Consider the following 14,965-nt stretch of genomic DNA (forward strand, 5'->3'; position numbering starts at 1 on the left):
ATTATACTCGCATTTTTACATAAAAATGCTAAAATTGCGCTTTTTTAAATTTATATTTTGGAGTTAGAAAAATGGCAAAAAAAAGCATTAAAAAAGTCGTTTTGGCTTATAGTGGCGGACTTGATACAAGCGTGATTTTGAAATGGCTTGGGGATAATTATGGTTGCGAAGTAATCACTTTTACCGCAGACATCGGGCAGGGCGAAGAAATACAACCAGCACGGGCAAAGGCACTCTCACTTGGCATCAAAAAAGACAATATTTTCATCAAAGATTTGAGAGAAGAATTTATCGCTGATTTTGTTTTCCCTATGTTTCGCGCAAACGCCGTATATGAGGGCGAATACTTGCTAGGCACAAGCATTGCGCGTCCCTTAATCACAAAGCATTTGGTAGAAATCGCAAACAAAACCAAAGCCGATGCAATCGCACACGGCGCGACAGGCAAGGGCAATGACCAAGTGCGATTTGAGTTAGGGGCTTACGCGCTAAATCCAAATATAAAAGTCATCGTCCCGTGGAGGGAGTGGGATTTAAATAGCCGTGAGAAATTGTTAAAATACGCACAAGATTCGGGCATAAAAATCGAAAAGCAAAGAAATAAATCGCCCTATTCTATGGACGCAAATTTGCTTCATATCAGCTATGAGGGCTTAGGGCTTGAAAATCCTAGCGTTGCACCCGAAGAATCTATGTGGCGATGGAGCGTAAATCCTAAAAAAGCCCCAAATCAAAGCGAAATCATCACTATCGAATTTAGAGGCGGCGATGGCGTGGCAATTAACGGCAAAAAATTAAGCCCCGCGAAATTTTGGGACACACTAAACAAATTAGGCGCAAAGCACGGCATCGGGCGATTGGATTTGGTAGAAAATCGCTATGTGGGAATGAAATCGCGCGGTTGCTATGAAACGCCCGGCGGGACAATCTACCTAAAAGCCCACCGCGCAATCGAATCGCTAACGCTTGATAGAGAAGAAGCGCATTTGAAAGATAGCATAATGCCACAATATGCGAGTTTGATTTATAATGGATATTGGTTTAGCCCCGAGAGGGAGGCACTTCAAGCACTAATCGACAAAACACAGCGCAATGTCAGCGGAATCGTCCGCTTAGAACTCTACAAAGGCAATGTCATCGTGCTAGGGCGCGAATCCAAAAATTCGCTTTTCAATGTCGCATACAGCACATTTGAGGAAGACAGCGTGTATAATCAAAAAGACGCGCAAGGATTTGTCAAACTAAACGCCTTACGATTCATCATCGCAGGAAAGGCAAAATTGCGAAATAAGGGGCAAAAATAAAAAATATCTGTCATTGCGAGATTTGCCTTTGGCAAATCGTGGCAATCTACGAATCGCCAAACTCCGTCATTGCGAGATTCGGCAACGCCGAATCGAAGCAATCCAAAAAAAATGCGAATCCCCCGCCCGTCATTGCGAGGCGCACGAAGCGTAAGCGAGTGCAACGAAGCAATCCACAAATCAAACACAAATCGCCACTACGCCATCATTGCGAGACTTGCTTCGCGGATTTAGATTTAGATTCTGCGATTTTTGCAGAATCTGCCAAAGATTCTGCGTTTTTCGTGTGATTTTGCGAAGATTCTGCGTTAGATTCTGCGAATTTCGTGTGATTCTGCGTTTAGATTCTGCGATTTTATGAAAAACGCAGAATCTAATATATTTTTCGCAGAATCTAAATGCTTTTTAGCATTTTCTCAAACTCATTTTGAAATGCGCTTAATCCGTCATTTAGCAGATTTTGCGCGATTGCCTCCACGCTAAAATACCCCAAAACTTCATCCACATCGCTAGGCACTTTCACAAAATCGCACTTTTGCTTTACAAAATCCCGAATTGTCGGCAGTGGCGCGGTGTTTATGGAGCGGGGCAAAAGCAAGTTTGCCACATAATAGGACGCAAAAAGCGCATCGCCCTTCACGCCTGTGGAGGCAAAGAGTGTGCGAATATGCGGAGAGCCAAATCGCTCAATTTTCTCATAGCACTTCATCGCATTATAAATGCCAAGTTTGGGGGCTGAATCTAAATTCGCTGAATCTACATTTGCAGAATCTACGGGCGATTCGGCGGATTTCGCACTAGATTCAGCACTTTTCGCAGAATCTACAAATCTATCAAAGCGCGAGACAAACACGCTAATCACCGCCTTTGGCGCATACTCATCATTTGCAAAGTCGCTCCCAAGCGCGTCCAAACAACTTTGCACTTGATTTTGCGAGAAAATTAGCGTTGCGTTAATGTTGATTTTATCTTTATAAAGCGCACTCATCACCTCAAATCCAGCGCGTGTGGCGGGGACTTTTATCATCACATTTGGCATATTTATGCACTCAAAAATGCGCCGCCCTTCATCGATACTTTGCGCGGCATCATCGCATAGCATCGGGTCAATCTCAATGCTGATAAATCCATCATCGCGACTTCGCTCCCACAGGGGCAAAAGACTAATTGCCGCACTTTTTATATCGCTAAATGCGAGATTTTCATAGATTTGCTTCGCGCTATGCCCCTCACCACGCAGTTTTTCAATCGCGCTTTTATACGCCACACTATTTAAAATCGCATTTGCAAAAATCGCAGGATTGCTTGTCGCCCCGCAAATCTCGCCCCGCCCTATCATCGCACGAAACTCATTTTGCAAAAATTCTCGCTCCACAAAGTCGCACCACAAACTAAAATTATCCATTTTGCTCTCCCTTAAACATATCGCAGAATCTCTCTTAAATCCTTGCGTGAAATGATGATATTTGCCTCCCTTTTTAGCGCGTCTTTGGCGCAAAAGGCGACTTTTTGCTTTGCGTGTTGAAACATCGCAATATCATTTGCGCCATCGCCCACCGCAAGGGTATTTTCAGGCGAAATGCCAAGCAGATTTTGCACCTTGCAAAGCATTTGCCCTTTTGAAGTGCCAAACATCATCTCACCGCCCACTTCACCGCTTAAAACGCCATCTTTTGCGTGTAAAATATTGCTAAACTCCGCATCAATTCGCAGAATCTCCCTAAAATGCGCTGTCGCAAGAGAAAATCCACCGCTAAAACATACGATTTTATACCCGCGCTCTTTTAGCGAAGCGATAGTCTCCACCGCGCCCTCCATCAAAGGCAAGTTTTCGCACACCGCTCGTGCTTTTTGCTCACTCATACCGCGCAAAAATGCCACGCGTTTTTTTAAACTTTCATAAAAATCTAACTTGCCATCCATCGCTAAATGCGTGATTTTAGCGACTTTTTCACTCACGCCGTGCGCCTTTGCTAACTCATCAATCGTCTCGCCATCCATTAGCGTTGAGTCAAAGTCAAAAACGGCAAGTTTCATCGCGCAAAACTCTATCGTTGCAAAGTGATTGTAAAGTGCCCATTATCAAGGATTATGGCGTTTTTCACATTTGCGACATTAAACTTCCCTGCCAAATTTTGCAAGAATATCCGCTCAAACTCCATCTCCGCCTGAGCGCACATCATCCGCGTAGAACCGCCATTTGCGCTAATTTCGATAATATTTTCATCCACCCAAGCAAACGAAGTAAAATAATTATTGCACCCCGCCTTGCCAAAAATCTCACTATCTTTCACGCTGAAATGCGCTCCCTTGGGCGACTCTAACAATATATCATTTAACGAAATGGCGGTGATATTGTATTTCGCGTTTGGCAGGGCGATATTTTGCCTAGCACACGCGATAAAAACGGCACTCAAAATTATCGCAATAAAAATATTTTTTGTCATTTCAATTTTTCGATTTCATCCAAAATTTCTTTTTTTGATTTGGGTTCAACTAGTCTATTTCCCACCTCTACGCCGTTTTTAAAGAATATCAAAGTGGGGATTCTGCGGATTTCAAAGTTTTGGGCGAGTGCTTCGTGTGCGTCAATATTGATTTTTATCACTTTGTATTCGCTCTCTAACTCCGCTAAAATCGGCGCAATGCGGACGCAGTCTCCGCACCACGGCGCATAAAAGTCCGCAATCACAAATCCATCTTTAATCTCATTTTGAAAGTTTTCCATCGTGCTGTCCTTTTTTGGTTGAATTTATCGGCGAAGTGTAGCAAATAAATGTTAAGAAAAAATTTAACGCTAGATTCTGCGAATTTCGCAGAATCTCCCCTAATTTTCCGCTAATTTTGCCTTGTATTTCACGCCTAATTCCTCTAATTTCTGCACCTTGCTATAAATCGAACCTTTGCCATCTTTTAGCTGATTTAGCGATTTTTGAAACGCTTCATCCGCCTTTTTTAGGTTGTCTCCCACGCTTTCCATACTGCTATAAAATCCGCTAAATTTATCATACAGCGAGCTTGCCGTGCTTAAAATCTCAGCGACATTATTATACTGCCTTTCATTTCGCCAAATGTTTGCAATCGTCCGCAGTGTCGCAAGAAGCGTGGTAGGGCTAACCAAAATGATATTTTTTTGATACGCGTATAAAAATAATTCATTATCATATCGCACTGCCTCCAAAAACGCCCCTTCGATGGGGATAAACATAAGCACAAAGTCCAAGCTTCCGCCATCCATCGCGCTTTCGTAACTCTTTTTGCTGAGTTCTTTTATGTGCGTTTTTAGCGACATAATATGCGCTAATAAATCATTATTATTCGCAGAATCGCCACTTACAAACCGCTCATAATCCTTAATATTCGCCTTTGAGTCGATTATGACTTTTTTATTATTCGGCAGATTTATAATCACATCGGGTCGCAGAGACTTGCCTTCATTGTTTTTCTGCGTCTCTTGGAGATTATAATCCCGCCCTTTTACAAGTCCGGAATCTGCAAGCAGATTTTCCAAAATCATCTCGCCCCAATCGCCAAGCGTCTTATTATTCCCCTTTAATGCCTTGCTTAAATTATCGGCGTCTGCGGAAATGCGAATGTTTAAATCCTTCAAATGCCGTATTTCTGCCATTAGATTGCTTCGCTCTTTTATATCATCATTGTGAATTTCGCTAATTTGCTGTTTAAATGCGTCAATTTGCGTTTGCAGGGGTTTTAGAAGTGAGTTTAGTTGCTCTTTTTGATTCTGCGCTCCGCTTTCTAAATTTTTGCTTAAAATATCCTGCGAGAGTGCCTTAAACTCGCTTTTGCTCTGCTCTTTTAGCGTGTCGAAAAATTCTTTTTCTTTTGCGCGGATTTCCTTTTCATAATCTAATGCAGTGCGAAGCGAAGCGCGCTCATCGCTTACTTTTCGCATTTCTTCATTTAGATTATCAAGTGCGTTTTCCAAATCGATGATACGCGCTTCATTCACGCGATTCGCAGAATCTAGGAATTTATTTTTATCCACCATTTGCTTTTTTGATAAAGCGAAAATCACCGCCAAAACTACGCCCACCACGCCAAAAATCACTCCCAAAATCGCCACATAAATCATCTTTTGCCCCCTTAAAACTCAAATCAATTTTTTTAAATCAGCATACTCTCATCTTTTTTCCCGCCGAAATTGCTTACAAATCCCTGCGTTAGGCGCATTCCATACAGCACCACAATCCACGAGCAGTAAATCCACAAAATAAAAAACATCAAAATCGAAAACGAACCATAAATCGTGCTATACGCTTTATTATAAAACACATAATACACAAACGCCCATTTTAGCACGCTCCACACAAACATCGTAATAAAAGATGACGCGAGCAGCGAGAGAAATGGCAGTGGTTTATTTGATAAAATCTTAAATAGCATAAAAAATAGCACCCAAGTTAGCGCGAAAGGCAAAATGTCCGCAAAGTCGATGAATTCGGCGATTTGCGTTTTGTTTATCGCACTTTGCACTTCTAAACTAAAATATAAACTCACTCCAATCCCCACGGGAAATAGCGTCATCAACGCCCAATACACGATTAGCGCGTCAAAAAATCTGCGCTTTTTGCTCTCAAATAATTTCGCGCTGATATTTTCCAAATTGCGGAAAAACATTATGGAGGCAAAGAGCGCGTAGATAAATGCGCTCATCCCAAGCGACTGCGAGTTTTGCATAAATTGGTCTAAATACTGCGAGATTATTTCGGTGTTTGTGGGGGAGAGATTTGAGATGATTAGCTCTTTTATCGTGCCGATTTGGGATTGAAAGTTTGGGATTGAGAGCAAAATTGATAGGATGATGATAATCACAGGGACGATGGCAGAGAGCGTGTAGAGCGAGAGTGACGCGGCGTAGGTTTCGACATTGTTGAAAAAGCTAAGCAGTGCCATCGCGCGGGATTTCACCTTGCTAAAAATCTCTTTTAAGTCCTTAAATTCGCAGAATCTCGCCATTTTTACCCCCAAAAGTCAAAGTTGAAATTATAGCGAGTTTAAAATAGATTCTGCGAAATTATTTTTATTTTGATTTTGTTTTTGATTTTATTTTGCGTTGAATTCGCCTTTATTCCGCTTTTATTTCGCCAAAATCGCAGAATCTAAATTTACATCAACGCAGATTCTGCGATTCGCCAAATTTCACAGAATCTACTTAATTTGCTCCCAATTTTTCAAATCAAAAATGTTATTTTTGACTTTAAATACGACATTTATGTCATATTTATTATTCTGCTCCCTGCCTGTGCCGCCATCTACGATTGTGTAAATCAACTCTCTATTTTTGATAGGATTTTTAAGCACGCTTGGGGCGATATTTGGACACACGGAGTTTATCTCATCGCACGCCACCGCCATTGTGTCGGCATTTGTGATGAAAGTCTCATCATCGATTTTTAGGCGACCTTTTGCATTAAAATCTTTAACCATAAAAAATATATGCGAATTCCTCGCTGCTCGCATTGGAAAGTCGATGATTGGCGCACCAAGTCCGCCATTTCCGTGGTCGCTTACAATGATGATTTTCGTGCTATCATAAATGCCCTGCGTTTTTAGCGCATTTAGCAATGTTAGCAAGTTTTTCACATAGCATTTGTGGTTTGAGTAGGCAAGGTCGGATTTATCATTTATAAGTTTATTGCGGTATTGCGCGATGCTATCGATTGGTTTGCAGTCATTATCTGCGCGAAGCATCCACGGGAAATGCTCCAATCCTTCATATAAAAATTTAAAGGTGGGTTTCGCAGAATCTGCTTTGATATGCTTTGCAAATGCCAAAAAATATCCTGCTTGATTTGTGGTGTGGTGCAAGTGATTTGCGTAAATAGAATTGCCAAAAATCCACCCACCAAGCAAATAAATGCGTGTGCGAAAAATATATGGCGCAGCGCGAAATAATCCATAGGAAAATAACTCGCCAATGGGTCTGCTATCGCTTGAAATGTGCTTTGGCGGGAAGTTTGCGCGGTAGAAGTCGCCCCAAATGTGGTGCTTATTTTGCGGAAAAATAAAAATATCTTTATTTAGTGCTTTTGCTAAAAGCACATCATTGCTTGGATAGCTCGTCCCAAGTGCGACTTTAAATCCCGCCTTGCTAAACTCATTCGCAGAATCTGCCACCGCACGCGTCCCCTCAGTGATAATATTATGCGATAAATTACGCGAATTTATATTCATCGGCGAGTAATATATCCCGCCACTTATCGCAGGTGCCGAACCAAAAGTGATATTTGCCACAGAGAGCGTATTTCTAAAATAAGTAAATCCGCTAAATTCATCAAAGAGATTTTTGTCATCCTTTAAAATCTGCGTGAAATTATCGCTTTGCACCATATCGCTAAAAATTATCAAAATATTTTTCTCTTTTGAGAAACTAAAAAGTGGCGCAATCTCGCTTGGCATTTCAAATGCGCTAGATTCTGCGAATTTGCTGTGTTGCTTTGGTATGGTTTTGCCCGTGTCGATGGTGATTTTTGCGATATCGATTGTGCTTGAAATTAGCATAGTTGCAAATAAAAAAATCAGTGCTTTTTTGAAAAATCGCCTGCAAAAGCAAAGTATTAAAAACGCCACAAACATCATCGCAAATCCATATCCAATGTCAAAGTATTTCGCCCAAATGCTCGATATCCCCGCCCCGCCATCTTGGAATAATAAACCATCGATTTGCGCGTAAGGTCGCCCCGTGAAAATGTTGCCACGAAAAATAAACGCATAAGATGAGTTGATTAAAAACACCACCACAAAGGCAAAAACGCCGATTTTCAAAAGTCTTGTTTTGTAGAAAAAACTCGTGGTGTAGATGATTGCACCGCTTGTTAGGATAAAAAATCCCACTAGCGCGCATAAAGTCGAGGTCGTCTGCGTGGCGTCAAACTGCGTCACATCGCTTGAATACAGCGCAAATGGCGAGAAAACGCAGATTAAAAAGCAAATATTTAAAATCGCAAAGATGGAAATATCGCGGTAGGTTTTGTAGTCTTTGTCGCTAAAATCGCCGTGCGATGGGAAAATCGCGCAAATTAGATTGCGTGGGAATTTGGGGAATTTGGGGAATTTGGGGAATTTGGGAAATTTGGGAAATTCTGCGTTTTTTTGGGGAGATTCTGCGGATTTTGTGCGATTCGCAGAATCTCGTGTAAAATTTGAAGTTTTCGCAGAATCTAGCGCAGAATCTGCGGGATTTTGGGGATTTTTTGTATTAGATTCTGCGTTTTTTGTTTGATTTGCAGAATCTAATACGGAGGTTTCGCTTAAAACTTCCTCATCCCTTGCGAAGGGCAAATCCAAAACTTTCCCCTCCCTTGCGGAGGGGGCTAGGGGGTGGGTAAATTTTATTTTAGATTCTGCGTTTTTCGTGCGATTCGCAGAAACTCGTGTAAAATTTGAAGTTTTAGCAGAATCTAGCGCAGAATCTGCGGGATTTTGGGGATTTTTCGTATTAGATTCTGCGAATTTCGCAGAATCTGCGTTATTTTTGCGATTAGATTCTGCGTTTTTCGCAGAATCTGCCTTATTTAGCGCACCGCGCCGTTCTCTCTCTCTCTCTCTCTCTCTCGTAGCGTTTCATTTGCAAAAATCCTAATTTGTGAAATTTATAAAGATGAAATTGTAGCAAAAAAGATTGATTTCATACCAGATTCTGCGATTTTGGTAATTTTTCGAATTAGATTCTGCGAATTTAATTTGATTAGATTGCCACGATTTGGCATTCGCCAAATCTCGCAATGACGAAGTGGGGGCAGATTCTGCGATAAATTGCGCTTAGATTCTGCGTTTTCTGCTCAAAACGCGCGAATTTCGCAGAATCTAGCAATCTCTCAACAGCACTTGCCGCCGCCACCTGCGCCGTATTTTTTCTCAATGCACTCTTTGAAAAACTCTTTGCGCGATTTTGGCGTCCTATCAGGGTGATGATTCTCCATATGCTCGATATATTTATCATAGCTAGGAAGCCCCACTAGTAGGTGAAAAAATCTATCCGAACGCCTATAAAGGCGCGAAATGCGCCCTATAAGCTCTTTTATCTCCCTTTTCATCCGTGTGCTGCGATTTTGCCTTCGTAATCGCTAGCTTTTACATAGTCTGTTTCGGCTAGTGGGATGTCATTTTCGCCTTTCACACATTTTAGGCAGATTCGCACACACTGAATCAGCACAAGGCAGGTTACAAACATAAATAGTGCGCACAAAAATGCGTTTATAAAGTTGTTTGTGGCAATCGTTTGAAACTTGTCCGCTTGCTCGGTTAGCCCTTGTGCGAGTGCTTCGGCAGCTTTTGTGCTGTTTATTTGCCATTGTGCGATGTGCGAGACTGAATCGTGGATTTTCTCGCCGTTTGAAGGCAATAGCTTACAAACACCCGCATACAATGTGCTAAATAGCACCCACACAGCAGGGAGTATCGCAACCCACGCTTGTTTTGCTTTACCCATTTTGAAAAGTATCGTTATAACCGTTAGAAGTGCGATACCTGCGAGCATTTGGTTTGACACGCCAAAAAGCGTCCAAAGCGATTTTATCCCGCCTTGCGGGTCGGTCACGCCTTGATAGAGGATATATCCCCATCCAGCGACACAAATCAAAGTCGCCACCACACCCCAAAACATCGATTGAATATTGCCAATGGGTTTATAAACATTACCCAACACATCTTGCACCATAAAGCGTCCTGCGCGAGTCCCCGCATCCACCGCCGTTAAAATGAAGAGCGCCTCAAACAAAATCGCAAAGTGATACCAAAACGCAGTTGAACCAGCGTTAAAAATAGGCACTTGCGCGATAATAGTCGCTAGTCCAATCGCAAATGTCGGCGCACCGCCTGTTTTGCTTAAAATCGAGTTTTCGCCAATCTCTTGCGCCTTATTGATGATATCCTCTGGACTGATTGTAAAGCCCCAAGAGCTAATTGTCTGCGCGGCAATCGCTGCTGCTTCTTTGGCATCGCTAATTCCTGCCGTGCCAAGCCCTGCTGGTGCGACATTCACAGAGAAATATAATCCCGGAGTTAAAATCACAGCGGCAATTAACGCCATCACCGCGACCGCAGATTCCATAATCATCGAGCCATAGCCGACCATTCGTGTGTGCGATTCTTTCTCTAACATTTTTGGCGTAGTTCCGCTTGATACAAGTGCGTGAAACCCGCTAATTGCCCCACACGCAATAGTTATAAACAAAAATGGGAAAAGTTGTCCGCTAAACACAGGTCCCGTGCCATCGATGTATTTTGTAGTTGCGCTAAATTGAATATCAGGTGCGACTACCAAAATCCCACCTGCCATAAGCACGATTACGCCGATTTTTAAGAATGTGCTTAAATAATCGCGAGGTGCGAGCAAAAACCACACAGGCAAAATCGCCGCGATAAATCCATAAATGATAATTATGTAAGTTAGCGTAACAGGCGATAGCGTGAAAATGGCACTCAAAGTCTCACTTGCCGCGACATCTCGCCCAAAATAAAGTGCTAAAATTAGTAGCACAAATCCAATCACGCTCGCCTCACCAACTCGTCCCGGTCGCAAAAATCGCATATAAACGCCCATAAAAATCGCAATGGGAATAGTCATAGCGATAGTGAAAAGTCCCCACGGAGATTCTGCGAGTGCATTTACCACGACAAGCGCAAGAATGGCGATGATTAGCATCATAATCGCCAAAATCCCAATCATTGCGATGCTACCTACGCCTTTGCCAAGTTCTAATTTTATCATTTCGCCCAAACTCTTGCCATTGCGTCTCATTGAGATGAAAAGCACGGTCATATCGTGCACCGCACCTGCCAAAACAACGCCCACAACAATCCAAATAAGACTTGGCAAATATCCCATTTGCGCCGCCAAAATCGGTCCTACAAGCGGTCCTGCCCCAGCAATCGCCGCGAAGTGATGCCCAAAAAGCACGATTTTATTTGTCGGCACAAAGTCGCGCCCATCGTTTTTAACTATCGCAGGTGTGGCGCGATTATCATCCAACTCTAACACCTTTTCTGCGATATACTTGCTATAAAATCGATAGCCTATCATATAAAAGCACACCGCCGCCACCACAAGCCAAGTGGCACTTATGCTCTCGCCCTGATGCAACGCAAGCACGCCAAAGCACCACGCTGCAATCACGGCGAGCAACGCCCAACCGATATTTTTCACAATCGCATTCATATTTCCTCCTTTTGATTTAAAAATGCGAGGCAATTTAGCACAATTTTGCTTGTATTTTTATAAAATTATTAAGATTCTGCGAATTTTTTGTAAAAACGCAGAATCTCACAGCATAAATTCTACGATTTCATTCGTATAAATCGCAAATCCGCTTGAATGTATCTTATCAATCACATATTTTCCACCCCGCAAAAACACGCGATTTCCGCTAAAAGCACGAAAAAAAATATTATCATAATAACCAATCTTTGGATAATAAAGCGGGGAAAAAATCATATTTTCATACTCGCAGAAACTCGCACTAGCAAGTAATTTTTGCAGTTCGCTTTGGAGAAACGCAGGGGCGGTTTTTGTGTAATTTATTAGCGAAGTTTTATCCTGCACAAAGAGCAAATCGCGCAAATATTTATGTTTTTTTGCAATTTTTTGCACTTGCATTTGCGAAAAAATCTCAATATCCATCCCGCTTTCATCGGCGCAGAGGCGAGGAATTTTCATATTTGCGATTTGTAAAATGGGATTTAAATCTAACCTTGCAAAAATGCTAACCGCCACGCACAGCATACTTGCGATATTTTCATCGCCCCGCCCAATGCACTCCGCGCCAATTTGCTCAATTTGCGTGCTTGGATAGGAAAATGCCGGCTGAATATAAAACCACTTTTTATGCCCCAAATTCCGCAGGTGGCGGTTCAAAATCTTAATGACATCGATTGTATTATCATTTCGCAAAATCATCTGTTTATTCCCATCGGTGCTTATGCGGATAATCTTTCGCTTGCCTAAAATGCGCTCATCGTTTGTGAAATTGAAACTTGGCGTGGAGATTTCCTCGAAATGATTTTCGTAAAAAATCTCAACGGCGATTTTTTCAATCTCTCTTTTTAACTTCGCGCTACTACCAAAGTGAATCGTGCTACCTTGCGGCACTTCGTAACCTAAAATCACAATCTATCCTTTTAATTTAAATGCTTTAATTTAATGCGAAAATTATAGCAGATTCTGCGATTTTCGCAGAATCTCGCGTGGATTTTGGTAAATTCGCAGAATCTCGTGCGTGAATTGCCACAATTTTGCAAATCGCAGAATCTCGCAAATAAAAGTGCGCCAGATTCTGCGCTATTTTACCTCGCCAAATCGCCGATTTCGCACTCTAAAATCATCCACAATTTCACTCAACTCATCCGTCTCAAAGTCCGGAAACAGCGTTTTTGAAAAATACAACTCCGCATAGGCGCATTGATAAAGCAGAAAGTTTGATAGGCGCATCTCCCCGCCCGTGCGCACTAGCAAATCCACAGGCGGGATATTTGCGGTGTCAAGGGCGGATTCAAAGATTTGCAAAATTTGCTCTTTTGTGAGTTTTGCTTCTTTTGCCTTGTCATTTTGAGCCGTAGGCGAAAAATCTCTGTTTTCATTTTTGAGATTCTTCGCTTCGCTAACGCTTCGCTCAGAATGACAAAAATTTTCAAAATCCATCATTTTTTTTATCGCCCTTGCGATTTCATCTTTTGCGCCATAATTTAGCGCGAGAATTTGCGTGAGTGCGGTATTTTGCGCGGTTTTTGCTTCAAGGTGCGCTATCAAGTCCCGCAGTTTTGGCGAAAACGCACTAATATCGCCAATCGCCTTAAATTTGATATTATTTTCAATATAAGTTTTTTCCTCATCCCTCAAATATTTTTCTAGCAACTTCATCAAAAAACTCACTTCACTCTTTGGACGCTGCCAATTCTCCGTAGAAAACGCGTAGAGCGTGAGAAAATCTATGTGATTTTTGGCGCACCACTGCGTGATTTTGCGGATGACTTTTGCGCCCATTTTGTGTCCATCCGTGCGTGGCAAAGTTCGATTTTTCGCCCACCTGCCGTTGCCATCCATTATAATTGCGAGATGATTTAATGTATTTTGCTGCAAAATGTTTCCTTGTAAAAAAGTGCAAATTTTAGCGAAAAATATTTTAATTTAAGTTTTTGTATATATAATCGTATATATTTTTTTGGGAGTAAAAGTATGAAATCAATGATAAATTTGCGACTTGATAATGACATTTTGGATATGCTAGATTCTGCGGCAAGAGAGATGAATCTCACTCGCACGAAGTTAATTGAACGCGCGATTTTAGCATATCAAGATAAAATCGATGAAATGGTGAGCGATAAGATTTTAGATGATATAAAAGCAGGAAAAAGAAAGGCGATTTCGCTAGATGAATTTTTCGCAAAAACGGGATTAGATAATGTATGAAGTCATCATCGAAGAAAGCGAAAATCTCTTTGTTGCCAAACTAAATCCAAAGGACAAAACGCTAATTAAAGCAAAATTATTAGATTTGCAAAATGGCAATTTTAGCGGTGATAAGGCACTAAAAGGCAAATATAAAGGCAAGTTTCGCAAAAGGGCGGGAAAATTTCGCATTATTTATATAAAAGATGGCGCAAAGTTGCTAATTTGCGTGATTAGTATCAATTATCGTAAAGATATTTATTAGATTCTGCGTTTAAATATAATAATTTTGTTAAAATTTCGCGCTTTATTTTCGATATTACCTAAATTAAATCAAAACGGAGATTTTAATGAGTAAAGTAGCGTTAAGCATATTGCTAGGGTTGAGTTTAATCGCATCGCAGGGCGTCGCGCAAGAGAGCGATGAGATTATGTATGAGGATGAAGTCGAGTATGTGGATGAATATGCGGACGAAGGCGATGAAGGCGTGGAATACGCGGATGACGCGGACGCGATAGAATACGCCGATGAAGGCGATGAAGTCGCGGATAATGAAGCGTATGACGCCTCACAAAGCGCAATTAGGAATGATAAAAGTGCTGATAATACAGATATTACGCGCTGGGTAGATTCTGAGGCGGATATTAAAAGAAAGCAAGCAAGGGCAAAGCAAAAGGCAAAAGAAAGTAAAGAATATCAATTCAGTCTCACAAGAAAGCGAAGCGGATTTTTCCTTGGTGCGGGGATAGGTGGCGGAGCAGGTTTGAGTTTAAGTGCATTGCAAAATGCAAATGTTAATAACACATCAAATCTTAATGGCACATTAAACGCATTTCTTGGATATCAGCTTGCATTTAATAGAAATAGCGGTATTCGCTTCACGGGGGAGTTTGAGTATAGCATAAACGCCATTACCGCCAATCAAAAAATGAGCGCAGTAAATGGATTTAGAGGATTAGGATATGCTGACTTATATGTGGAAGGCGATATGGGACGCAACTATACAGAGACGCTGGGCGTGTTTTTAGGATTAGGGGCAGGATATGCACGATTAGGCAATGCTGGTAGCGCAAGTGGATTATTTCAACTTGGAATCCACACAGTTATAGGCACACATCATAGATTTGAAATCATTCCTATTAGACTTCATATCTCCAATATACTTGGAGCAAATATTATGTTTAAATATTCATATATGTTCTAAAAATTTACTAGATTCTGCGATTTAGCGCAGAATCTCCCACAAAAAATATT

19 protein-coding genes are annotated in these 14,965 nt (G+C 41.5%); 6 read left to right on the forward strand and 13 right to left on the reverse strand.

Annotation, left to right across the window (positions count from 1 at the left end):
- Positions 1–71: 71 nt before the first annotated feature.
- A complete protein-coding gene (locus ACWIUE_RS04110) occupies positions 72–1,304 on the forward strand; it encodes an argininosuccinate synthase (RefSeq protein WP_454135131.1) in 1,233 nt (410 codons plus the stop codon).
- A 38-nt stretch (positions 1,305–1,342) separates the two neighbouring features.
- Positions 1,343–1,594 carry a hypothetical protein gene (locus ACWIUE_RS04115; RefSeq protein WP_454135132.1) on the forward strand — a complete coding sequence of 84 codons (252 nt, stop codon included), beginning with the start codon at positions 1,343–1,345 and terminating at the stop codon, positions 1,592–1,594.
- 104 nt (positions 1,595–1,698) lie between these two features.
- Here ACWIUE_RS04115 and ACWIUE_RS04120 read toward each other — a convergent pair whose 3' ends face one another.
- The 7 genes from ACWIUE_RS04120 to ACWIUE_RS04150 form a co-directional block, all read right to left on the reverse strand.
- On the reverse strand, positions 1,699–2,709 hold the full coding sequence (locus ACWIUE_RS04120; RefSeq protein ID WP_454135134.1) for a transaldolase: 1,011 nt from the start codon (positions 2,707–2,709) through the stop codon (positions 1,699–1,701).
- A gap of 11 nt (positions 2,710–2,720) precedes the next feature.
- Positions 2,721–3,341, reverse strand: a complete 621-nt coding sequence (serB, locus tag ACWIUE_RS04125; protein ID WP_454135136.1) for a phosphoserine phosphatase SerB — start codon at positions 3,339–3,341, stop codon at positions 2,721–2,723.
- An 11-nt stretch (positions 3,342–3,352) separates the two neighbouring features.
- Positions 3,353–3,751, reverse strand: coding sequence for an META domain-containing protein (locus ACWIUE_RS04130; RefSeq protein WP_454135138.1), 399 nt, complete (start codon positions 3,749–3,751; stop codon positions 3,353–3,355).
- Positions 3,748–4,032: a thioredoxin family protein gene (locus ACWIUE_RS04135; RefSeq protein WP_454135140.1), complete on the reverse strand. Its 285-nt coding sequence runs from the start codon at positions 4,030–4,032 to the stop codon at positions 3,748–3,750. The genes ACWIUE_RS04130 and ACWIUE_RS04135 overlap by 4 nt, the downstream gene beginning before the upstream one ends.
- A gap of 99 nt (positions 4,033–4,131) precedes the next feature.
- The gene (locus ACWIUE_RS04140; RefSeq protein ID WP_454135142.1) at positions 4,132–5,397 is read right to left on the reverse strand and encodes a DNA recombination protein RmuC; all 1,266 of its coding nucleotides are present in this window, start codon (positions 5,395–5,397) and stop codon (positions 4,132–4,134) included.
- Positions 5,398–5,429: 32 nt separating this feature from the next.
- Positions 5,430–6,281, reverse strand: a complete 852-nt coding sequence (locus ACWIUE_RS04145; RefSeq protein WP_454135144.1) for a YihY family inner membrane protein — start codon at positions 6,279–6,281, stop codon at positions 5,430–5,432.
- 192 nt (positions 6,282–6,473) lie between these two features.
- Positions 6,474–8,612 (reverse strand): hypothetical protein, encoded by a 2,139-nt coding sequence (locus tag ACWIUE_RS04150; RefSeq protein ID WP_454135146.1) that lies wholly within the window; start codon positions 8,610–8,612, stop codon positions 6,474–6,476.
- 67 nt (positions 8,613–8,679) lie between these two features.
- Here ACWIUE_RS04150 and ACWIUE_RS04155 point away from each other — a divergent pair, with 67 nt between their 5' ends.
- The gene (locus tag ACWIUE_RS04155; RefSeq protein ID WP_454135148.1) at positions 8,680–8,907 is read left to right on the forward strand and encodes a hypothetical protein; all 228 of its coding nucleotides are present in this window, start codon (positions 8,680–8,682) and stop codon (positions 8,905–8,907) included.
- Between the two features lie 105 nt (positions 8,908–9,012).
- Here ACWIUE_RS04155 and ACWIUE_RS04160 read toward each other — a convergent pair whose 3' ends face one another.
- From ACWIUE_RS04160 to uppS, 6 genes are all read right to left on the reverse strand, one after another.
- On the reverse strand, positions 9,013–9,165 hold the full coding sequence (locus ACWIUE_RS04160) for a hypothetical protein (protein WP_454135150.1): 153 nt from the start codon (positions 9,163–9,165) through the stop codon (positions 9,013–9,015).
- Positions 9,143–9,361: a KCU-star family selenoprotein gene (gene kcuS, locus ACWIUE_RS04165; protein ID WP_454135152.1), complete on the reverse strand. Its 219-nt coding sequence runs from the start codon at positions 9,359–9,361 to the stop codon at positions 9,143–9,145. The genes ACWIUE_RS04160 and kcuS overlap by 23 nt, the downstream gene beginning before the upstream one ends.
- On the reverse strand, positions 9,358–11,484 hold the full coding sequence (locus ACWIUE_RS04170; RefSeq protein WP_454135154.1) for a carbon starvation CstA family protein: 2,127 nt from the start codon (positions 11,482–11,484) through the stop codon (positions 9,358–9,360). The genes kcuS and ACWIUE_RS04170 overlap by 4 nt, the downstream gene beginning before the upstream one ends.
- A 105-nt stretch (positions 11,485–11,589) precedes the next feature.
- Positions 11,590–12,432 carry an ATP phosphoribosyltransferase regulatory subunit gene (locus ACWIUE_RS04175; RefSeq protein WP_454135156.1) on the reverse strand — a complete coding sequence of 281 codons (843 nt, stop codon included), beginning with the start codon at positions 12,430–12,432 and terminating at the stop codon, positions 11,590–11,592.
- Between the two features lie 25 nt (positions 12,433–12,457).
- Positions 12,458–12,580 (reverse strand): hypothetical protein, encoded by a 123-nt coding sequence (locus ACWIUE_RS04180; protein ID WP_454135157.1) that lies wholly within the window; start codon positions 12,578–12,580, stop codon positions 12,458–12,460.
- A 23-nt stretch (positions 12,581–12,603) separates the two neighbouring features.
- Entirely contained in the window at positions 12,604–13,401 is a 798-nt protein-coding gene (gene uppS / locus ACWIUE_RS04185; RefSeq protein ID WP_454135159.1) for a polyprenyl diphosphate synthase, read from the reverse strand.
- 96 nt (positions 13,402–13,497) lie between these two features.
- Between uppS and ACWIUE_RS04190 the strand changes: the two genes are divergently transcribed.
- From ACWIUE_RS04190 to ACWIUE_RS04200, 3 genes are all read left to right on the forward strand, one after another.
- Positions 13,498–13,731 (forward strand): ribbon-helix-helix protein, CopG family, encoded by a 234-nt coding sequence (locus ACWIUE_RS04190; protein WP_454135160.1) that lies wholly within the window; start codon positions 13,498–13,500, stop codon positions 13,729–13,731.
- Entirely contained in the window at positions 13,724–13,975 is a 252-nt protein-coding gene (locus ACWIUE_RS04195; protein ID WP_454135162.1) for a type II toxin-antitoxin system RelE family toxin, read from the forward strand. The genes ACWIUE_RS04190 and ACWIUE_RS04195 overlap by 8 nt, the downstream gene beginning before the upstream one ends.
- Positions 13,976–14,060: 85 nt before the next feature.
- Positions 14,061–14,915 carry a hypothetical protein gene (locus ACWIUE_RS04200; protein WP_454135164.1) on the forward strand — a complete coding sequence of 285 codons (855 nt, stop codon included), beginning with the start codon at positions 14,061–14,063 and terminating at the stop codon, positions 14,913–14,915.
- The last annotated feature ends 50 nt before the right edge of the window (positions 14,916–14,965 follow it).

Source organism: Helicobacter sp. 23-1045 (assembly GCF_053654655.1).